This is a genomic window from Cyclobacterium xiamenense (assembly GCF_042140265.1).
Classification (GTDB): domain Bacteria; phylum Bacteroidota; class Bacteroidia; order Cytophagales; family Cyclobacteriaceae; genus Cyclobacterium; species Cyclobacterium xiamenense_A.
Window position 1 is genome coordinate 4,387,403 of sequence record NZ_CP159481.1, and the last position, 20,046, is coordinate 4,407,448.

20 protein-coding genes and 1 tRNA gene are annotated in these 20,046 nt (G+C 48.9%); 8 read left to right on the top strand and 13 right to left on the bottom strand.

From position 1 onward, the window contains the following. Positions 1-15: 15 nt before the first annotated feature. A complete protein-coding gene (locus tag ABWH99_RS17850) occupies positions 16-585 on the top strand; it encodes a sugar transferase (protein WP_375583180.1) in 570 nt (189 codons plus the stop codon). Positions 586-598: 13 nt separating this feature from the next. Here the strand turns inward: ABWH99_RS17850 and ABWH99_RS17855 are convergent, their stop codons facing one another. Next, the gene (locus tag ABWH99_RS17855; protein ID WP_375583181.1) at positions 599-2,065 is read right to left on the bottom strand and encodes a sodium:solute symporter; all 1,467 of its coding nucleotides are present in this window, start codon (positions 2,063-2,065) and stop codon (positions 599-601) included. A gap of 53 nt (positions 2,066-2,118) precedes the next feature. Between ABWH99_RS17855 and ABWH99_RS17860 the strand changes: the two genes are divergently transcribed. The 3 genes from ABWH99_RS17860 to ABWH99_RS17870 all read left to right on the top strand — a co-directional run bounded on the left by ABWH99_RS17860 (position 2,119) and on the right by ABWH99_RS17870 (position 3,154). Further along, positions 2,119-2,406: an ATP-dependent Clp protease adaptor ClpS gene (locus ABWH99_RS17860; RefSeq protein WP_154858264.1), complete on the top strand. Its 288-nt coding sequence runs from the start codon at positions 2,119-2,121 to the stop codon at positions 2,404-2,406. Between the two features lie 11 nt (positions 2,407-2,417). Beyond that, positions 2,418-3,038 carry a recombination mediator RecR gene (recR, locus tag ABWH99_RS17865; RefSeq protein ID WP_375583182.1) on the top strand — a complete coding sequence of 207 codons (621 nt, stop codon included), beginning with the start codon at positions 2,418-2,420 and terminating at the stop codon, positions 3,036-3,038. A 42-nt stretch (positions 3,039-3,080) separates the two neighbouring features. Beyond that, positions 3,081-3,154: transfer RNA gene (locus ABWH99_RS17870), tRNA-Ala, on the top strand. Positions 3,155-3,207: 53 nt separating this feature from the next. Here the strand turns inward: ABWH99_RS17870 and ABWH99_RS17875 are convergent. The 4 genes from ABWH99_RS17875 to ABWH99_RS17890 form a co-directional block, all read right to left on the bottom strand. After that, entirely contained in the window at positions 3,208-4,569 is a 1,362-nt protein-coding gene (locus ABWH99_RS17875; protein WP_375583183.1) for a sulfatase, read from the bottom strand. Between the two features lie 607 nt (positions 4,570-5,176). Then, a complete protein-coding gene (locus ABWH99_RS17880) occupies positions 5,177-5,731 on the bottom strand; it encodes a hypothetical protein (RefSeq protein ID WP_375583184.1) in 555 nt (184 codons plus the stop codon). Positions 5,732-6,021: 290 nt separating this feature from the next. Then, entirely contained in the window at positions 6,022-7,131 is a 1,110-nt protein-coding gene (locus tag ABWH99_RS17885; protein WP_375583185.1) for a glycerate kinase, read from the bottom strand. Continuing rightward, entirely contained in the window at positions 7,128-8,486 is a 1,359-nt protein-coding gene (locus tag ABWH99_RS17890; RefSeq protein WP_375583186.1) for an alanine/glycine:cation symporter family protein, read from the bottom strand. Before ABWH99_RS17890 ends, ABWH99_RS17885 begins: the two co-directional genes overlap by 4 nt. A 160-nt stretch (positions 8,487-8,646) precedes the next feature. Here ABWH99_RS17890 and proB point away from each other — a divergent pair, with 160 nt between their 5' ends. The 3 genes from proB to ABWH99_RS17905 are packed head-to-tail and all read left to right on the top strand — an operon-like array spanning position 8,647 to position 11,486. Then, positions 8,647-9,732, top strand: a complete 1,086-nt coding sequence (gene proB, locus ABWH99_RS17895; protein WP_375583187.1) for a glutamate 5-kinase — start codon at positions 8,647-8,649, stop codon at positions 9,730-9,732. 24 nt (positions 9,733-9,756) lie between these two features. Continuing rightward, positions 9,757-11,007, top strand: coding sequence for a glutamate-5-semialdehyde dehydrogenase (locus ABWH99_RS17900; RefSeq protein WP_375583188.1), 1,251 nt, complete (start codon positions 9,757-9,759; stop codon positions 11,005-11,007). Positions 11,008-11,018: 11 nt separating this feature from the next. Next, positions 11,019-11,486 (top strand): DUF1905 domain-containing protein, encoded by a 468-nt coding sequence (locus ABWH99_RS17905; RefSeq protein ID WP_375583189.1) that lies wholly within the window; start codon positions 11,019-11,021, stop codon positions 11,484-11,486. 18 nt (positions 11,487-11,504) lie between these two features. Here ABWH99_RS17905 and ABWH99_RS17910 read toward each other — a convergent pair whose 3' ends face one another. After that, the gene (locus ABWH99_RS17910) at positions 11,505-11,654 is read right to left on the bottom strand and encodes a hypothetical protein (protein WP_375583190.1); all 150 of its coding nucleotides are present in this window, start codon (positions 11,652-11,654) and stop codon (positions 11,505-11,507) included. Between the two features lie 257 nt (positions 11,655-11,911). Between ABWH99_RS17910 and ABWH99_RS17915 the strand changes: the two genes are divergently transcribed. Further along, complete coding sequence (locus ABWH99_RS17915) at positions 11,912-13,135, top strand: DUF418 domain-containing protein (RefSeq protein ID WP_375583191.1); 1,224 nt, start codon at positions 11,912-11,914, stop codon at positions 13,133-13,135. A gap of 41 nt (positions 13,136-13,176) precedes the next feature. On the opposite strand, the gene ABWH99_RS17920 is transcribed toward ABWH99_RS17915, so the two are convergent. The 7 genes from ABWH99_RS17920 to ABWH99_RS17950 all read right to left on the bottom strand — a co-directional run bounded on the left by ABWH99_RS17920 (position 13,177) and on the right by ABWH99_RS17950 (position 19,920). After that, positions 13,177-14,643: a S41 family peptidase gene (locus tag ABWH99_RS17920; RefSeq protein ID WP_375583192.1), complete on the bottom strand. Its 1,467-nt coding sequence runs from the start codon at positions 14,641-14,643 to the stop codon at positions 13,177-13,179. Between the two features lie 660 nt (positions 14,644-15,303). Further along, on the bottom strand, positions 15,304-15,816 hold the full coding sequence (locus ABWH99_RS17925) for an OmpH family outer membrane protein (RefSeq protein WP_375583193.1): 513 nt from the start codon (positions 15,814-15,816) through the stop codon (positions 15,304-15,306). Positions 15,817-16,040: 224 nt separating this feature from the next. Beyond that, positions 16,041-16,223 (bottom strand): hypothetical protein, encoded by a 183-nt coding sequence (locus ABWH99_RS17930; RefSeq protein WP_375583194.1) that lies wholly within the window; start codon positions 16,221-16,223, stop codon positions 16,041-16,043. A 178-nt stretch (positions 16,224-16,401) separates the two neighbouring features. After that, entirely contained in the window at positions 16,402-16,860 is a 459-nt protein-coding gene (locus ABWH99_RS17935; RefSeq protein WP_375583195.1) for a Crp/Fnr family transcriptional regulator, read from the bottom strand. A gap of 410 nt (positions 16,861-17,270) precedes the next feature. After that, entirely contained in the window at positions 17,271-17,657 is a 387-nt protein-coding gene (locus ABWH99_RS17940; RefSeq protein WP_375583196.1) for a DUF6122 family protein, read from the bottom strand. 521 nt (positions 17,658-18,178) lie between these two features. Then, complete coding sequence (locus tag ABWH99_RS17945) at positions 18,179-18,676, bottom strand: GNAT family N-acetyltransferase (RefSeq protein ID WP_375583197.1); 498 nt, start codon at positions 18,674-18,676, stop codon at positions 18,179-18,181. Between the two features lie 164 nt (positions 18,677-18,840). Next, complete coding sequence (locus ABWH99_RS17950) at positions 18,841-19,920, bottom strand: serine hydrolase domain-containing protein (protein WP_375583198.1); 1,080 nt, start codon at positions 19,918-19,920, stop codon at positions 18,841-18,843. Between the last annotated feature and the right edge of the window lie 126 nt (positions 19,921-20,046).

Consider the following 20,046-nt stretch of genomic DNA (forward strand, 5'->3'; position numbering starts at 1 on the left):
ATCATCAAGCGGACAATGGATTTGATGATCAGTTTCGGTCTTGTGGTTTTCGTTTTTTCCTGGCTTTTTCCCATCATCGGAGTGCTGATAAAACTCACTTCCAAGGGCCCACTGATCTTCAAGCAACTCCGCCACGGAAAGGACAACATCCCCTTCTATTGTTACAAGTTTCGAACCATGTACGTAAACGATCAGGCAGACACCGTGCAAGCCACAAAAAACGACCCGCGGATCACCCCGATCGGAAAAATTCTGCGAAAAACCAGTTTGGACGAATTGCCACAGTTTTTTAATGTCATCAAAGGAGACATGTCCATTGTGGGTCCCCGGCCACATGCCGTACCCATGAATTACAAATTTTCTGCCGAAATCGATAACTTCATGTTTCGCCACACCGTCAAACCTGGAATAACAGGTCTGGCACAAGCGAAAGGATTTCGCGGGGAAACCCGGGACTTTTACGACATTTACTCCCGATGCAAACTGGATATCTTTTATGTCAATAACTGGTCTCCCTTGCTCGACCTGAAGATCATTTTCTGGACCATCCTCTCGCTGTTGCTTCACAAAGATCAAGCCTATTGATCTCCCTTTCTCGCTATGCCTGGATCTCAGGCTTCGGCGTATCCTGACGAAGCAGGAGTAGGCCCAGGAACATCAAGGCTCCGTTTAGGATAAGCAACTCAAAACCAAAGCGATACCCACCAAGCCATTCTTCCGACTGATACGAAATCAAAAAGGAAAGAAAAGGTGCCAGAAGCGCCAGGTAAGGCACCCACTTGTCCCGAACCTTAAACCGCGTAAACAGACCAAACGAATACAGACCCAACAACGGTCCGTACGTATACCCCGCTATGGTAAACACTGCATTGATCACACTTTGGTCATTTATCCATCGGAAGGCAAGTATTACGAAAAACATCAGCAACGTAAATCCCAGGTGTACTCTTTTTCGGATTCGGACAGCGGCAGAAGCCTCGTAACGTTTGTTGATCTCCAGGAAATCGTAACAGAACGAAGTGGTCAGGGCGGTAAGCGTGGAATCCGCACTGCTGTATGCGGCTGCGGTGATTCCCAGCACAAAGACTACGCCTGCAAAAGTAGAAAAATACGAAGTGGCCAGCAGCGGATACAGATCATCCGAGCGATCGGGAAGGTTCAGTTGATTTTCTGTAGCGTAGAGGTAGAGCAAAACCCCCAAGGCCAGAAAAATCAGGTTTACAACCACCAGAATGTTGGTAAACCAGAACATGTTTTTCTGGGCATCTTTGAGGTTTCGGCAGGTCAGGTTCTTTTGCATCATGTCCTGGTCCAGGCCCGTCATGACGATGACAATAAAGGCACCTGAGAAAAACTGCTTGAAGAAATTGGTCCCGGAACGCCAGTCCCAGTCGAAAATTCGGGAATAAGGATGATCCGCTACACGGGTAACCAATTCCCCGACACCGCGGATACCCAACTCCCTCGAAACCAACACCATACTTACCCCCACCGCCAACAACATAAACAAGGTCTGTAAGGTATCCGTCCACACTACCGTCTTGATACCTCCTCGAAACGTGTACAGCCAGATGAGGGTGACGGTGATCAACACAGCACCCCAAAAGGGAATACCCCAACGGTCGAATAAAATGAGTTGCAAAACCGCTGCTACCAGAAATACGCGGATGGAGGATCCGAGCGTGCGCGAGAGAATGAAGAAAAAAGCCCCTGTTTTATACGACCAGAAGCCAAACCGTTCTTCCAGATAGGTGTAGATGGAAACCAGTTGAAGCCGGTAATACAGGGGAAGTAACACCTTGGCGATCACCGCATAGCCCGCAGTATAGCCCAATACCAATTGGAAATAATAAAAGTTGCTGTTCCCCACCTCTCCGGGAACGGAGATAAAAGTGACCCCCGAAAGCGAAGCACCGATCATTCCGAATGCCACCAAAAACCAGGGAGACTGCCGGTCCCCGGTAAAAAACGTGTCGGCAGTTAGTTTTCTCGAAGTAAGCCAGGAAATAAGGAACAACAATAAAAAGTAGGACGTTATGACAATTAATACTAAATTTGAATCCATATTGCTTCAGGCTAAAGGCCGATAAAGTTGTGATTAATTATTAACTTTGCAAAATGAAACCTTTAGAACATTTAGCGGAAACAGAGGAAGAATTGCTGCTCGATGAGCAGGTAGACAAGGAGGAACACGATCTTGTCGTCTTCAACGATGATTTCAATACGTTCGAACACGTCACCAAAATTTTGATCAAGGTTTGCAAGCACAGTCAGGAACAAGCCGAACAGTGTACCATGATCATTCATTACAAAGGAAAGTGTTCCGTAAAAAAAGGCAGCATTGGAAAATTAAAACCCATGTGTGAGTCCATTCTCGATGCCGGCATTCAGGCCACCATTGTTTAACTCCGCCTTTGGTGAATTTCCCTTCCAAATTAATCGAAGATGCGGTCGCCGAAATCAGCCGCCTCCCAGGCATCGGCAAGAAAACGGCGCTTCGGTTGACCTTGCACCTGCTTAAACAGAAAGAGCCGGTAACGGTCTCGCTGGCAGAATCCCTACTTTCTCTACGCAAGAACATCCGGTATTGTACCCGTTGCCATAATGTCTCCGATGGAGATATATGTAGCATCTGCGAGGGCAATAAACGTGACAAAAGCATCATTTGCGTGGTAGAAGATCTACCAGACCTGCTGGCCATCGAAAATACGAACCAGTATTCGGGATTGTATCACGTACTGGGCGGGGTCATTTCTCCCATTCAGGGCGTAGGGCCCGACGAATTGAAAATTGATTCCCTGATGAATCGGGTGGATCATCCAGAAAGCGGACAACCCATCACGGAGATTATTTTAGCCCTTCCAGGTACCATGGAGGGAGACACCACGGCCTTCTACCTAACCCGTAAGCTACAAGATAAGGGCATCAACATAAGCACGATTGCGCGGGGAATACCCGTAGGCGGAGAACTGGAATACACCGACGAGGTAACCCTTGGACGAAGCATTTTGACCCGCGTAAAATATTCCACGGAATAATTTGGCGATTGAATTTCCCTATTTATATTTGCACTCCGTTTTGGGGGATTAGCTCAGTTGGCTAGAGCGCTACACTGGCAGTGTAGAGGTCATCGGTTCGAATCCGTTATCCTCCACGAGCATCACCGCCTAAACCCTGTAGCTATCCTGTTACAGGGTTTTTTACTTTCTAGCGGTATTGGTGAACCAATGCTTTCAGTTCCGTTTCCTGTCCCTCGTCCCCGCAGGCTTCCATCCAGGCCATCAATTCCCCGCGCAATTCCTGAATGACCCCGGCATAGGCAGGATCTCCCGCCAGGTTGACCAGACACCAGCGGTCGTTTTTGATGTGGTACAGCTCTTCGGCTGGTCGATGACTGTAGTTACTTACCAGGTTTTCTGCGCGCTCGTCGGTCTCTGCAGCCGCAAGCCAGGACTTGTACCAATCACTCACCCGGTCTCCATTCGTCTCGATGTTCCGGAAGGGTACCTCGGGCGTCAGGTTCCAAATGTACCGGTACTCCTCATTCACAACCGAACGGATACCATAGTATTCGCTTCCCTGTATGATTCCACGGGTGGTCTGCAAACTAAACGAATACTCCTTTCCCTTTTCACGACGGCCTTCAAGCAGCGGTAGCAGGCTATGCCCATCCAGATGCCCGGGCACCGTGCCACCGGCCAACTCGATGAAGGTCGGTACCAAATCGGTGTAGTCCACGATGGCCTCCGACTCGGAACCAGCCGGTATGCGGTCCGGCAGACGTGCGATCAGCGCCGACTTCACTCCGGCTTCGTAAAGTGTCCACTTCGAAAAGGGAAAACTATTGCCCTGCTCGCTTGCGAAAACAAAAAGCGTATTTTCATCCAAATCGTATTTTTCCAGCAGGTCCAATGCCTGCCCCACCTGCCCGTCCATGTAGCTGATTTCCGCCAGGTACTTCGAAAACGCTTCCCGCGTTTCCGGGGAGTCTACAAAATTCGGTGGGAGTTGGATCGATCGGGCATCGTACTGAGCCGGATTGCCCTTATCCCAGGGGCTGTGCGGCTCGTTGGAGCATAGAAAGAGGGCGAAGGGTTCCTTTGAAGCGGACACCTCCTGAAAAAACCGCTCTACTTTAGCGAAATCCGGATTTTTGTCGTTTCCCAAGTATTCGAAGGGAAAAACTTCTTTTGGCTGAATGTGGCGTTTGCCCGCCTGCGCTACCCGGTATCCCAGGGGTTCCAGGTAATGTACCAGACTTTTGGTCCCTTCCCTGGCAAAGGTATGGTTCGGATAGGCGCCGGTTTTTACCGGGTACAGGCCGGTAAAAAGATTGTGTCGTGTAGGGGAACACATCGGTGCTGCCTGGTAACACCGGTTAAATTTCATCCCTTCCTTCGCGAGTTGGTCGATGTAGGGTGTCTGCGCATCCGGGCTCCCGTAGCAAGACAGGTCCCAGTTGGTGCAGTCATCCGCAAGAAAAAAAACAATATTCGCTCTTTGTGCAAGAGCGGACGGACAGCCGAGTATCCAAATGAGGAGGAATAGGTAGTGAATCGGTTTCTTCATGGTTATTGGGTAGGAAAGTAAACAAGTCGCCCGATCCGGATGGCATCCCGACTCCACCAAGCCGGTGAAAGCAGCAGCGCTTTTCAGCCGGCAATCGGTGCGTTGGCGAGCGATCGCGAAGCAAAACATCAGAAAGCCTCAGGGCCTCCGGAAGTCAAACGGGTATCTTTTCTGGCCATATAAAATCCGTAACTGTAATAAGCGCTACACCGGTTATAAAGGTCGGTTTCCTGCCAATGGGTTTCCACTAACTTTTTCGCTGGTCCGGAACGATTGTGCCGTACCAAAAAGGCCGGAATCCGTTCCTGCAAAGGTTGGAAATAGTCATCCAGCCAACTGTACAGTGATCGGTAGAAATACCCTACTCCAGAGTACCCGTTTGCTTCCAGCTGCCTGATACAGTTACTACCGGAGCCATGCGATGCCAAGGTCACGATAGGTTGATAGCAGGTTGCTGCAGAGACTGTGTTTAAACCAACGGTGAACGATACAGTACCCTTTGCCCGATGATACCACCAGCATTATCCGTTGGTTTGCCGGGAACCCCATGGGAAACTTCGTAGGGGCTTTACCAATGCCCGCGACACAACAGCAGGACTTTGTAACCTTACTTGAATCCAACACCTAAACCCAAACCAAACCAACCCGCTGTAAATCCCGATCCTCGTAAAATCAACGGATTCCAGTGGAACTGGAACATGACCCCCGACTTTTTTGGTTGAAACCGGTAGCCCATGGATAGAAAACCACCTACCACGGCAAATCCCTCTCCGCTGATGTACTCGTAATCGTCAAGCGTGCCCCCTTCGGAACTAAAACTGGCGTAAACCGGAAGCAGGCCCGCACCGGTTACAAAAGAACTGCGCTTTTTCCCAACCAAATGGTTGAATTCCAGCGGAAAGGTGACGATCCCCAAGGATACATCCGAAGTTTGATCCGAGGTGGTCGTGGAAATGCCCCCGACGCCAGCACGGAAACCAATCCCGTCCATGACTCCCTTTTTTAATCGCATGTCGAAATTTACGCCTGCAAGGATATGGCTTCCCAATAACTCTCCGTACACATTTTTGTGGCGGGTATCGAATTGAGGAATTTTGTCCTGAGAAAAAGCAAATGGAAGCACTGCCAAAAATCCAACGATAATCAAAACAACTGTTTTCATGGTTTTATATAAAATAATGGATAAAAGAAAATCAATTGTGTCAGTCCCACGATCAAGACACCGGACCCTGTCGGTTGGAAAACACGCCACGGCAATCTCGCCCGCTATTCACGCTGCTTTGCCCTCGCCGAAACGAACGAACCGGCCTTTCTTGATGCGTCCAATGTTAGTCGCCCTTCCATCGGCACCTAGCCTACCGATTCGCTGAGACCCATAAAAATAAGTAAATTATTGGATGCAAGCAGTAGCTTTATTAAAAAAAATCAGCCCTTGCAAGGACCCTACACCGTTTATTGGCCAAAACTTTTGGATAACTGATTCTGTAAGGTCTCCCGGAGATTCGATTCGGCCTGAACGCTCAGCCCCGATGAGGAAAAATCCAGGTCCGGTAGGCGAAGTATTTCGTCAAACCCCGCTTCCGCGCCTGCCTCACCGGAGGTAATCAACCAGCACTTTTTACCGTATTTTTTGGCCAACTGCAGCAATTCATAACTTCCTTTCCCCTGGGCCGACTGCGCATCAAACCGGCCCTCACCCGTCAAGACCACATCTGCTTCCCGAACGCGATTTTCCACGTCCGTTTTTTCGAAAAAATACCGGGCTCCTTGTTTCAGGTCCACCGAAAAAAAAGCCCATAACCCCAAGGCTATCCCTCCGGCAGCACCGAAGCATGCCCGATCCCTGAGCGGTGACTTGGATTTTTTTTGCATCAAGGCAAAAACCTTTTGAGCAGCTTCTAAAAACGAAACTTGCCCGCTCTCGGTCAAGCCCTTTTGGGGACCAAAGACCGGAATGGCTCCTTCCGGCCCAAAAAAAGTATTGCTTACGTCACACAAGCAGGTTACATGTAGGTGGGGAAGGGGAACCGGCAACTGTATGTGGGCAATTTTTTCCAGAAAACCGGGTGCGAAAGGAATCAGTTCCCGCCCATTTTTATCCAAAAACTGCAGACCCAATGCCTGAAGGATCCCGGTACCCATATCGACGGTAGCGCTTCCGCCCAGCCCCAGTACCAGATGTTCCGCGCCCTTTGCCAGAGCCAACCGAATCAATTCCCCGGTCCCATAGGTACTACTGGTGCGGGGATCTTTTTCGTATTCCTTGAGACCCTTTATTCCAGAAACGGTGGACACATCCAAATAAGCCGTTCGGGTGGCCTGTTCGAATCCAAAAAAACCAGGCTGCGGCCGGCCCAGGGGACCGCAGACCCAGGCCTCCACTTTTTCCAGGCCCAGCTGTTGGCTCAGTAGAAAACAAGTTCCATCCCCTCCATCCGCGATCGGACAGCAATCGGTCTGATCATCGGGGCGCCGGGCCGCCAGGACCTCTGCAAGGATGGCTGCGGCCTGATCCGCCTCCAGCGTACCTTTAAACGCATTTGGTGCGATCAACCAATTCATTTTTCGTCAAGAATCTTCATCCGTTCGAAATAGTCTTTCGTAGCCGCGATTACCTTTGGGGACAGGTAAAGCGCGGAAATCATGGTAGGAAAGGCCATCACGGCATACATCCCGTCTACAAAGCTCATGACCACACTCAGTGAGGTGACCGCTCCCCCGACGATCGTGATCAGGTAAAAGTAATTGTAATAATCTGCCTTATCGGCCCCAAACAGGTAGTTGAAGCACTTGTGACCGTAATAGGAATAGGTAAACATGGTGGAAAGAGCAAAAATCAAGACGGCTGCCATGAGCAGGTATTTGCCGACACCCGGCAAGCCCTGTTCGAAAGCCGAGAGTGTCAACAAGACTCCATCCCGTTCTCCTGACTTCCAAACCCCGGTAACCAGAATAACGAGGGCGGTCAGGGTACAAACCACGATGGTATCGATGAAGGGACCCAACATGGCGATCAGACCTTCCCGCACCGGTTCGCTGGTTTTGGAGGCTCCGTGGACCATGGGGGCGGTGCCGATGCCGGCTTCGTTAGAAAACGCAGCCCTTCGGGCACCGATGATGATCACCTGCCCCACGGCCCCACCGAGAACAGCCTTCCCGGTAAATGCGTCTTCAATAATGTATACGAGCATGGACGGAATCTCTCCCAGGTTTTTGAAGAGGATGATGAATACACAAACGAAATACATGGACACCATAAACGGGACCAGTCGGGAAGCTACTTTGGCAATGCGTTGGATACCCCCTAAAATGACCAGGGCCACCAATAACATGACGGTGACGCCAATGATCCAGCGGGAGGTCTGTCCCCAGTCCAGGCCAAAGGGACGTAAGAGCACCACCCGCAACACCTCTGTGAGCTGATTGGCCTGAAAGATGGCCAGTAAGCCCATGATTCCTGCCACACAGAAAATCACCGAGAGAAAACGCCATTTTTTACCCATTCCTTCTTCGATCACGTACATGGGACCTCCCTGAATGTGTCCGGATGAATCCTTTCCCCGGTACATGATCGCCAGCGTACAGGTAAAAAACTTGGTGGCCATGCCCACAAATGCCGAAACCCACATCCAGAAAATAGCACCGGGACCTCCCGTACCGATGGCCAGGGCCACTCCGCTGATATTTCCCAACCCCACGGTAGCCGCGATTGCCGAAGACAAGGCCTGCAGGGAAGTGATGTCTCCGGATGCATTCGGATCGTCGTATTTGCCACCGACCACTTTCATGGCGTGCCGCAATCCCCTAAAGGGAATCAGGCGGGAATACAGCAGCATAAAAAAACCACCTCCCATCAACAAAATCAACAAAGGTGTACCCCAAATCCAATTACTGAAGGCAATGATTAAATCTCCCAAGATACGCTATTTTTAGTGGCCAAAATTTGCTTATTTTTCCTCCAAAGTAAGGATAAAATCCGAAAATACACCCGACCCGATGGGATAAATAGGGCTCGCACAGTAGCCTATTTGCCGAAAGCTTTCTATTTTTGCGGGAATGTCCGCTACTCTTTCGCCAATGATCCGTAAACCGCAAACCATTGTCATCAAAATAGGCTCCAATGTATTGACCATGGAGGATGGCAGTCCGGACCTGGAACGCATGCGAAATCTCGTGGATCAAATGGCCTTTTTACTGGAAAAAGGACTCCGGGTGGTTCTGGTTACTTCCGGAGCCGTTGCCTTTGGCCGAAGGTCTCAGGCGCTTGCCACCAAAACCGACGCCGTCTCCAGAAAACAAGTCTGGGCGGCCATTGGACAAATCGCCCTGATTCGCGCCTACCAGGAGTTGTTTTCCCAAAAGGGCCATCCTATTGCCCAATTGATGGTGACCAAGGAAGATTTTCGAGACCGGACACACTACCTGAACATGAAAAATTGCCTGGACGGGCTGCTCAAGAACCAGGTGGTTCCGGTGATCAATGAAAACGACGCGGTAGCCGTCACGGAGCTTATGTTTACCGATAACGACGAGCTGGCCGGATTGGTGGCTGCCATGATTGATGCAGACAGCCTGATTTTGCTGACCAACGTGGATGGTATTTACAAAGGACACCCCTCCGATCCCGAGGCCGAGTTGATTACCCATGTTGGGCAAAAAATGCCTGACCTTAGCCGGTACATTGCGACCCAGACCTCGGCTTTTGGCCGGGGTGGGATGCTAACCAAAATGAGTATGGCTAAAAAATCGGCCGATCTGGGCATCGAAGTATGGATCGCAAATGGAAAAAAAGATGGCGTCTTGATCGACTTTTACCGCCAGGAACTCCGCTGTACCTATTTTGAACCGGGCAAATCCAAACACAACCATAAAAAATGGATCGCCCACAGCGATACCTACTCCAAAGGAGAAGTCCGTATTAATGATGGGGCGAAAAGGGCCCTGCTTTCCGATAAAATAACCAGCCTCTTGCCCGTTGGGATTCAATCCATCAATGGGGAATTTCTGAAAGGAGATATCGTCCGCATTTTAGACGGCAGCGGCAAACGGATCGGACTGGGGAAGGCCGAATATGGAGCCGAAACCGCCCGGGAGAAAATTGGCCTGAGCGGACAAAGACCCCTCATACATTATGATTACCTTTATATTTCTGAATCAAACTGAGTCTTGGCCGGACAAGCATATTTTATGAAAAACCTGGAAAAAATCTTTCAAAACGTACAGGCCGCCAGCCGGCAGCTGTCCCTGGTATCCGAAATGAAAATCAATAAGGTCCTGGATGACCTCGCCATGGCTGCCATCAAATATACCCCGGAAATCCTTGAGGCGAATCAGGAAGACCTGGACCGGATGGACCCTGCCGACCCCAAATACGACCGCCTCAAACTCAGCGAAGAACGCATCGAAAACATTGCCGAAGATCTCATCAATGTAGCAAAACTGGACACACCCCTCGGTGTCATCCTGGCGGAGAAAACGCTTGCAAATGGCCTGAAGCTCCAAAAAGTACGGGTCCCTATCGGTGTGGTCGGAATCATTTACGAATCCCGTCCCAACGTCACCTTTGACGTATTTAGTATTTGCCTAAAGACCGGCAACGCCCTGGTGCTAAAAGGGGGATCGGACGCTCATGCTTCCAATACGGCCATCCTGGAAGTCATCCATTCGGTTCTGAAAAAAAATAAATTGAGTACCGACATCGTTACGCTACTTCCTCCCGACCGGGAGGCCACCAAAGCGCTGCTTCAGGCTGTTGACTACGTGGATATGATCATTCCCCGGGGCAGTCAGGGACTGATTCACTTTGTCCGGGAAAACTCCAAGGTACCCGTCATCGAAACCGGTGCAGGGATCGTTCACACCTACGTTGACGGCTCCGCAGATCTGGAAAAAGGAAAAGCCGTGATCTTCAATGCCAAGACCCGTCGCGTAAGTGTCTGCAATGCGCTGGATTGCCTGTTGCTCGACAAAAGCCGACTGGCGGATCTTCCGGCCCTTGTCCAGCCGCTTGCCGAGAAGGGCGTAACGCTGTTTGCTGATAAAGCTGCTTTTGAGGCCTTGTCTGGCTCCTATCCCGAGGATCTGCTGCAGGTTGCCACCGAAGCCCATTTTGGAACAGAATTTCTATCCCTGAAGATGTCCATCAAAACCGTAGACGGACTGGAAGCCGCTCTGGCACATATTTCCCGGTACAGCAGCAAACACAGCGAGGCCATCATTGCCGAAGATGAAAATACCATCGCGCACTTTCTGCAGGCCGTGGATGCCGCAGCGGTTTATGCCAATGCCTCCACCGCGTTTACGGATGGCAGCCAGTTTGGTATGGGGGCTGAGATTGGGATTAGTACCCAAAAACTGCACGCCCGGGGGCCCATGGCTCTGGAGGAGATGTGTTCCTACAAATGGCTGATTCGTGGCACGGGACAAATCCGCCCCTAAAATTCCTTCCCATGCCTCCCGATACCAAGCCGTTGGTCGACCAACGTAAAGTCCTGGAAAAATTCCCCGGAAAAGGGGGCTGGACCTACGTCTCCCTGCCAGAAATACCGTATGAAAATCGATTTCCCTTCGGGATGCTACGCGTATGTGGCAGCCTGGACGGGTACGAGCTGGGCACCGTACGCTTGATGCCCAAAGGCAAGTGTGAACTCTTTTTACCAGTCAATGCCCGTATCCGCAAGGTCCTGGGTAAAGAAGCGGGAGAAGAAGTCCGGGTGAAACTGTACAAGGTCCCGACACCGACCGAAATTCCCGAGGAATTGCTGGCTTGCTTCCGAGACAGCCCGGGAAGCCTGGAACGGTTTCGCTCCCTTCCTTCGAAAAGGCAAACCCTTTATTTGGAGGACATTGTGGATGCAAAAAGCCCGGAAAAACAATCCGCAGTCATTCTCAGGCTTCTGCGCTCCTTAGAAAAATGAAGCGAAATCGGTCAACAGCTACCTGCCCGATTCAAAAAAGTAGTTTCCGGCAGAAAAGCCTTGCACCCAGGGCCAGTAACGGATGACTCCTCGCTTCCCATGCATGGTCGATCCCTTCTCCCGGTCGCAGTCGCTCAGCCAGCCCCGTTGGATTTTTTCTTTCCGCACACAGCAGGGGTAGCCTTCATTTGAAAAAAAACAGCGGGCAAGAGATCTTACATGACCCGCACTTGATCGGTTGGCATTGCTGCCAGCCGATCAAGTGCGGGTGAATCTTCCGTGCAGACCTCTCCGCTCAACCCCCGGATGTACTTCAGCAGCGGAGGACCGATAAAGGTATACCCGATCAAATTTCCCTAACGTATTTTTTTCAACGAAATAAGGGACGTATTTTTGCGTACTCGTCCACTTAAAATCAAATCTATATGGCCGTCCCACTGAGCCCCACCTCCGCCCAAGACCGCATCCAATCGTTGGATCTTCTCCGTGGAATCGCCGTTCTGGGTATTTTGCTGATGAACATTCAAAGCTTTTCCATGCCGGGCGCCGCCTATCTCAACCCTACCGCCTATGGGAATTTAGAGGGAGTCAACCACTGGGTTTGGGTACTGAGCCACCTTTTCGCGGATCAGAAATTTATGACACTTTTTTCCATACTTTTTGGCGCGGGTATTTTGCTTGTCAGCGAGCGGGCGAAACGAAAATCACAATCCCCGCTTGGATTTCATTTTAGCCGAAATTTCTGGCTCCTGATTATCGGACTCGTACATGCCTATTTGATTTGGTACGGTGATATTCTGGTTATCTATGCGCTGTGTTCGTTCCTTGTGGTATGGCTGCGGAACAAGCCTCCCCGTACCTTACTAGCCATTGGGCTGATCGTTCTCTGTATTCCTACCCTCATCAACTTGTTTTTTTCGGCTTCCTTGCAATTCATGCCGCCAGATGTATTGGAGGAATTGCGTCTTGACTGGCATCCTTCCGAGGAAATGCTCCTGGCGGAACTCGCAGAGGTAAGGGGTTCGCTTGCCGGGCTACTCGCGCACAACGCGCACGCTGCATGGGAAATGCATACGTTTGTTTTTTTTGTTCTTTTTTTATGGCGTGTATCCGGGTTGATGCTAATCGGCATGGCCTTGTATGGATGGGGCATACTCACGGCTTCACGCAGTGCCTCATTTTATAAAAAAGGAATGCTTCTTGGCTTTTCCATTGGTTTTCCGATTACGGTCTATGGGATGTTTCAAAATTTCCAGGCTGGATGGCAGATGGAATATTCCATGTTTACAGGCAGTGCCTATAACTATTGGGGAAGCCTGGGGCTGAGCTATGGCTACCTTTGTGCAGTCATGTTGTGGTCGAAATCCACTGCCTCCGCCGAAATAAAAAGCCGGTTTGCTGCCGTCGGGCAGATGGCTTTGACCAATTATGTTGCCCAATCGATCATTGGGGGGATTATCTTTTACGGTGTTGGCTTGGGTTTATTCGGGCAGGCGGATCGACTGACACAGCTAGGGATTACCCTGGGAATTTGGGCGCTTCAATTTAGCTGGTCAAAGCCCTGGCTGAACTCCTTTCGGTTTGGCCCCCTGGAATGGACCTGGCGATCCTTAACCTATCGGAAACTACAGGCGATGAAGAAATCGTAGCAGAGAACCTGCTCCCCCTGTAAAATCCATTGGTCGGCTTTTTAGTCGCCCGCAGGTACCAGATTTTCGATCACATAAGCAACGGGATCCTCTGTCCGGTCCAGGAAAATATCCGGCGCGACAGGTTCCATTCCCAGTGCTTCATTGTTGGCGATATTGTATACCGAGGAAACCTTAAACAATAAGTTTGAGTGGGGCAGGGTAAATTCTGCCAAGGCAAACCCATTAAAGGATGCCAGATTACCCGTAGGCTGTCCAACAATGGTCCCCATCTGGTAATACTTAAACATCTCGGCAAAGATTGACCCCGCAGAAAACGTATTGTGATCGGTAATCAGGTAAACTGCTCCCTGAAATCGTTCTTCTTCGGGCAGGGGATTTTTCAGTGGGTAATTGACCGTCACGCATTCATTGGCTTGGGATCCATAAAACACGCGTGCATATTCATCAAGCAAGTAAACAGGTTTGAACCATCGGATGATTTTGGGAACAAATCGTGTATCGAATGCCTCTTTAAACTCGGGTGTTACCTTCCAATAGGCCTTCGAGAGTTTTCGAAAGGGCTGTTTGGCAAAATAAGTCGCCAACTGTTCCCCGTAGCTGTCTACTCCTCCACGATGTCCTCTAAAATCCAATACCAAATGGGTTGCATTGCTCGCTGCAAGCGATTGAAAGCAATGCGCATAAAAATCCTTCGTGCTGCGCGCACTGCCAGTAAAACCGGTGATCTTCATGAGTCCCACCTTGTCCTTGATACGCGTGAATGAATAGGGACCGACATCCTGCTTTTCTGAATGTTCACGATCTTCCCAGCCAATGCCTTTCAAAAACATTGAATCTATTTTGGCTGATTCACCACTTTTAAAATGAACAAGAAAAACCGAATCCCAGGCGTAGGTCTTCCATACATAAAAACCAAAGTCGTCCGAAATCTCTCGCAGTTTCAACGCTCGGGTCTCTTTCGTCGCGTGTTGTAGCATGTCTTCAATTACCTGGTTGGCGGATTGCCCGTTTATTTTCACAATTTCCGTCCCTTCCGGTAGGATTTGCTCTGAATTTTCATGGCTAGCAACCAAAATTTTTTCGTTGGCAACTCGCGCGGCTATCGGAAAAAATCGCCTCCCCTTTTTCACATAGTCCCTCAATACCTGACGGTCTGCTATTGTCGAGTGTGCGTCCGTGTAACGGATAATGAGTTGATCCAGCACCCGCCAAAAATTAATCGTGGTCAAACTGTCTGGAAGCCGCATTTTTATCGAATCTACGCTTGCCAGGAGGACCTGTCTTTCGATGAAGCGGTAGGGGTTTGGGTGTATTTTATCAAATGCATGAACCACAGCGTCCACATCCGCGGACATTTCCCTTTTGGTCAGGTAGCGGTCTATCCTGACCGGTTGTACCGAATCATCGGGCATCCGCCCGCTTTCCAAGGCCAGGTAGCTTCCCGCACCCAGTAGCGCTGCCAGAAAAAAAACGATCGTCCACTTTTTCACAAGTACCTGCCTCAAGGGTGATTGAATGTACCTCCCTGCAGCAGGGCGAAAAAACCAAGCCCGGGAATCCATTAGATGAAACAAGATAACGATTCCAAGGCCTCCTGCAAACCTTCCTCAGCGGGATTTTTTGAATCCAAGGGAACAAATTTTAGAACTCATCGGTAACGGATCGGCCGCTGAGTACTACCTGCGACACGAAAACGATTGGCACCACGTAGCTCGGCAAAAAGCAATAGGGACCTTCTGAACAGCAACATGAATTCCATAGTTTTTTTTCCAAACCAGATTGACTGGTGGATGGGGTACAAAAATGCAGGAGACTCGAGTGAAAAAAGTTGCTTCAGGGCAAAAAAAGTGCGTGCCTGGCGAGATTTCTTTCCAGATCCCGGGTAAGGCATGGCGGGTAATTCCCAAATTGGCGGCACGCTGCTGCAAAGAGATGTGCCGGACGATAGGGGGCTGCTATGTTATCAACCGAATGTACCTGTCCCGGGCTTGATCTGCAATCGTTGCAATGCCGGAGTTCTTCATGGCAAAAATAAGAGCGAACCAATCGTGATTGCCTACGAACATTCCAGGAATGGTTTGCAAAGCCCTCCTATCTGATCGATCCAAAAAAGCTTTCAAGACACCCGATGCCTCCGGTACAGTGTTGTCTGACAAGACCGGTTATCAAAGCTCGTCGTATCGGGCAATTACATCGTTGGTTATGTCAATCGCATCTCTGTAGTACAGCACGTTGGAATTGCCATCATCGTTGATTATCAAGTCGAAGCCTTTTTCAATCCCAATCTGCCGGATCAGTGGGAGCAGCTCTTCTGTAATTTGCGCTAACCCATCGTCTAACGTTTCCCTAAACTCCGTCTCTCCTTTTTGACTTTTGCTTCTAATTTCAACCTGTAATCGCTCCATCTCCCTACTCGCTTCCATACGCTCTCGTTCATCCATTCCGGGCGATTTCGCCGAAAAATCTTTTTCCATTTGCTGATATTTTTCGTACAAATTCTTGATTTCGTCCGCCACTCTATCCCGTTCCAGGAGACGTTCATTCATGAATTTTTTTCCTTTTTTTGACAGTTGAATTACTTCATCCGCTTTGACAATTCCGATTTTAGCACCTTGTGCATGTAACTCGTGCAAACCGGCTATCAAAACAAGGGCCAGGCAGAACAACAGGTTTTTCATTTCTTTTGATTTTTTTACTACACCCAGGAAGGATAATTCGTAGCCAGGCCTGGCTTAGGCTACATAGAGATAAACTTCTACGGACCTCCGTACCAGCACAGCTGATCCAAACCATGTACCCGGACAATATACGGATTTTATTTTGAGCGCCCTGGGAAGCGATAAAAGCGGGGCTAAGATTCCTGATTTTCGATAGCCAGGTAGCCGTCCTGTATCGCAGCGGATCAGCAACCGATGTTCGGGCGGTTATCGAGAAAGAAAAATGCCCTGCTCCCGAGGTGTTCGTCGCGTTTTGGATCGCCTCTATGAATGGCTGATAGGCCAATGCACATTTCGGAAAGGATATTGGCCAGGGCTTCTATTGAAAAAGAACCGGCTCCTGTAACACCGTAGATCTTACCAATCATGGTATAAACCCAAGTTTTTGCACCGAAAACATGACACAGGAGGGAATCTGCCGCGTCAGCGGTAAACGAGTTGGCTGCCATAAGGATACCCTTTCGTTACGAAAAAAGTAAGGTGCACCTGCCGCCGGTACCTTCCTGTACAATCAGGAGCGCAAAAAGGAGACGGAAATTAGTTGGTTTACGATCGTTTCCTCCGGACGGTTGAAAGCGCTTCGGGTGTGATCCCCAAATACGAAGCAATCATTTTTTGAGGCACCCGCTGCACAATCTCCGGATAGGTAGCCAGAAAATCCTCGTATCGCTCAAGTGCTGAAGCACACATCAGCAAAATGACGCGGTTCTGCAGCACGTTGATACGTTTTATCAACTTTGGTACATCGTGCTCCAGGTGTTGCTTTTTTTCTTCCTGCCAAACCACAGAGGGCTCGATGGCGTCGATGTATAGATCGCAGGGTTCATCGGGCGCTACGCTGTCTGCAATGATCCAGTCTTCGGGAGCGAACATGTAGATATGTTCTTTACCCTTATCACTGATCGCATAACTGCGCAATAAGCCAGACTCAACCTGGTAAAGTTTGCTGTTCAAGTCTCCTTTTCTTTGAAGGATTTGTCCCTTGGGTACGTAGATTTTTTTCAAGATGAACGATTTTAGGTTACGCAAAATGCGGTCTGATTTGCGCATCTTCTTTTCCTTTTGACTACAACAAATTCCCTGACCGGATGGAATCAACCCTAACGAATTTTTTTCATGGGCCCAGATTTTCTTGGTCCGTGCGCGGCAAGGTTTCCTCCGCTCGGGTAGGCTAGGTTCCATCCTAAGGAAGTACCTGACCATTGGCCCTGAGGAACTTCGCTCCTTCGATTTACTTCCCGCTCCCTTCTTTCCAGAGCATTCCAAAGCACTGGAACAAGCGCTGCCAAATAGTACCCGATCCCTACGCAAACGAGCGGCAGAAGGGCAGCCAGTGTTTCGCAGGAACCGCGGCGACCGCCTTTTTCAATCTTTTTCGTTGTGTATTGAACGGTATTCGTTTCCTTCCGCTGAACCTACCTACCCAAAGCCGTTGCAACCTTTTGTAACAGGTACAATGCCGGGGAGTCCGATAAACAGTCCTTGCAGGCAACATACATCATCAGGCAGTCGATAAAATCCGTCAGCATGTGAAACAAAAGTCCAATACCGATTAAGCGAATGGGTTTACGAAAAAAGAGCAATATCCCGTAGACCGCCATCGCCGGGTACGTATGCAATGGATGGAAATTGATACTGCAACGATTCGACTGGAAAATCGGATCCGCAAGCAAATGGTCCAAATCAACCAACATGGTGGCAATGAGGATGAAATATACCCTTTTCCAGTCTTTTCTAAAGCATCCGAACGCAATAAAAAAGGGAAATCCAACATGTAAAAAGTAATGTATAGCTGTCTGCATCGTTTTTTATTCCTGATTTTGGGCCGGTTACCCATCGTTTGGTGGCTATTCAATCGATGCCCGTGGAAAATCGACGCATTGCCGACCCGAAGGATATTCGCACTGGCTGCAGTGGACCCGGCGGATCACGGCCTTTTATTCACTCCTGTTTCACCTGGGCCCTATACCGGAGCAATGAACTCCCGCCACAAATAACGCTACTGTAGGGACGAAAAAAAATTCAATGGTGAAAATACTTGCGATCCGCGAAAAGTACCGAGTTGGTTTACCACACCGGGTGCAACCTTGAGATACAGGCTCGCCTGTCCGGGGTTTTCGGGATTTTCTGGCGAATGGAAACTCCCTCCCTCATTGGCAACGAGCAGGCAGCTACCGTACAACGCGTATACTATCCAAGGTTTCGCTAAGTACTGTAGGGGCCTGCTTGCCGGGACCCGACCAAACACCGGGGGAAAGCTCCTATTATTCCATTTCCGTGTTCCCCGGGAACTCTCGAACAGCTCAGTCCTGGTCGTACGCGGTTAGTATTTCCCGGCGTTTTCCCGTGTTAACTCGTACACAAAACACGTAGATCCATCAAATTGACGCTCTTCGACAAACACAAAGCCGAGCCGTTCGTAGAATCGATGGGCCCGTGTATTGGATGCCAGTGGGTCGACAAGTATCCCGTCTACTTCCGGATGTTGAAAACACCGTTGAATCGCCTGTTCCATCATGGCGGTCCCATATCCCTTATTTAGGTGTGCTTCTTCTCCAATCCACACATCAATGGCTCGTTTGTTCCGGGGGACATTTCCCCAATATTGCGTTTCCTCCCGGTGCGGATCAATGATTTGGATGAACCCAATCGGTAGGCCGTCCAACTCAGCGATCAACTGCTCCCGCCATTCGGGATTGCGGTTGAGCTCAGCCTCCCAATCCCATTCATCGTCCGGATCGCAATCAATAACGTGCTGTTTCGTGTCCCAATGCCTTACCCATTTCAGGTCATCTATTGTCGCGGTTCGCAGGTGTATCATTTGTGTCGTTTTTAGGTATACGCCACGATTTTTGGTAACAATCGGGAAATAAGCATTTTCAAATAACTACCGTTTGGTAAAATGCATGTGTCGATCCGGATCCAAACCCTTGATTATACCAGAGTTTTGCGTAGTGACGATCTACATCATTGCAAGCCATTTGTCTACAGATCATCGAGAATAGCAGGTATCAACTCTTGGAAAAACACATTATTGTAATATCTCCCGCTACAGTTTGTTACCATGCTTATCGAGATATTCTTTTTCGTATTAAAAAAAACCATCGATTGATACTTTAATGTACTACCAAAATGACCGATAAACGCTTCTCCACCGTAACTTAATCTCATGATTCCGTTGCCGTATGCCGAGATTATTCCATTGCCAATCGGAATCGTCATCAGATCCATTTCTATCCATTCATTCATTTCCTCTATCGTTTTTGGTTCTAATAGTGACTTGTCCCGGTATAGTTTGGTCAAAAAACGATCGAGCGCTTTTGAGTCGGTAAAAGCTCCGCCGTCAAATCCATAGTGTTCTCTCCAATTGGAGACGTCCAGACTCTCCCGATCAGTTTGTCCAAAAAAAGCCTGTAATCCCGTTTCGTCAATTCCCATTTTTATAGCTGAAAGACCGTTACTCGCATAAAAGCGGTTAAAATAAGCGTCGTAGGGTTGGCCCGTTAGGATCTCTACTATTTTTTGAAGAAATATATAGTTGGTATTACTGTAGGAAAAACTGCCCCTATTTTCCAACGTTTCGTCAATGAGAGACACCTTTTCTTCGAACGTTTTGGGTACGTTATCGTCCATCAGATTTTCCATCCAGCCTGGATTTTTTGTATAGTCAGCTAATCCGCTTGTATGATTTAATAAATTTTTAATGGTTAAGCTTTCAAATCCGGGTATGGGTCGAGTGAGTGTTAGATAATCCGAAACTTTGTCATTGATTCTCAGTTTCTTGTCCTCGATGAGTTTGAAAATCGCAACTGCTGAAAGAAATTTGGTCGTACTTCCGATTCCGTAAGTCGATTGCTTTTTTACTGCTTTGTGGTTGTAGTAAAAATCGACAATGCCATTTTCTGTGCGAATGGTGAGTTCCAACGAGGGTATGTTTCTGTTTTTGGCAATTTTGACAACTTTCTTTTCTATTTTCTTTAAAAACGTAGGCGGTTCAGTATATTCTTTTTCACAAAAAATAAAAAAAAGCAACTGACTGATTGATGTAAAAAGGAATAGTGTCATCTTATTCGATGGTAGTTTTTTAAATGGCGAAGGTTTGGCTTTGAAAAATCCTTTCCTATTAGAACAGAAATTGTTTCAAAGAACCTATCTGGCTGGAAATAGGATTCCCCACTAGTTAGCTTTCTT

Coding starts and splice junctions, on each gene's coding strand:
- ABWH99_RS17850 (WP_375583180.1), top strand. CDS start 16: ATGGATTTGATGATCAGTTTCGGTCTTGTGGTTTTCGTTTTTTCCTGG.
- ABWH99_RS17875 (WP_375583183.1), bottom strand. CDS start 4,569: ATGAAGAAACCGATTCACTACCTATTCCTCCTCATTTGGATACTCGGC.
- ABWH99_RS17855 (WP_375583181.1), bottom strand. CDS start 2,065: ATGGATTCAAATTTAGTATTAATTGTCATAACGTCCTACTTTTTATTG.
- ABWH99_RS17915 (WP_375583191.1), top strand. CDS start 11,912: ATGGCCGTCCCACTGAGCCCCACCTCCGCCCAAGACCGCATCCAATCG.
- ABWH99_RS17925 (WP_375583193.1), bottom strand. CDS start 15,816: ATGAAAAACCTGTTGTTCTGCCTGGCCCTTGTTTTGATAGCCGGTTTG.
- ABWH99_RS17940 (WP_375583196.1), bottom strand. CDS start 17,657: ATGCAGACAGCTATACATTACTTTTTACATGTTGGATTTCCCTTTTTT.
- ABWH99_RS17950 (WP_375583198.1), bottom strand. CDS start 19,920: ATGACACTATTCCTTTTTACATCAATCAGTCAGTTGCTTTTTTTTATT.
- proB (WP_375583187.1), top strand. CDS start 8,647: ATGATCCGTAAACCGCAAACCATTGTCATCAAAATAGGCTCCAATGTA.
- ABWH99_RS17880 (WP_375583184.1), bottom strand. CDS start 5,731: ATGAAAACAGTTGTTTTGATTATCGTTGGATTTTTGGCAGTGCTTCCA.
- ABWH99_RS17860 (WP_154858264.1), top strand. CDS start 2,119: ATGAAACCTTTAGAACATTTAGCGGAAACAGAGGAAGAATTGCTGCTC.
- ABWH99_RS17885 (WP_375583185.1), bottom strand. CDS start 7,131: ATGAATTGGTTGATCGCACCAAATGCGTTTAAAGGTACGCTGGAGGCG.
- ABWH99_RS17930 (WP_375583194.1), bottom strand. CDS start 16,223: ATGATTGGTAAGATCTACGGTGTTACAGGAGCCGGTTCTTTTTCAATA.
- ABWH99_RS17905 (WP_375583189.1), top strand. CDS start 11,019: ATGCCTCCCGATACCAAGCCGTTGGTCGACCAACGTAAAGTCCTGGAA.
- ABWH99_RS17900 (WP_375583188.1), top strand. CDS start 9,757: ATGAAAAACCTGGAAAAAATCTTTCAAAACGTACAGGCCGCCAGCCGG.
- ABWH99_RS17945 (WP_375583197.1), bottom strand. CDS start 18,676: ATGATACACCTGCGAACCGCGACAATAGATGACCTGAAATGGGTAAGG.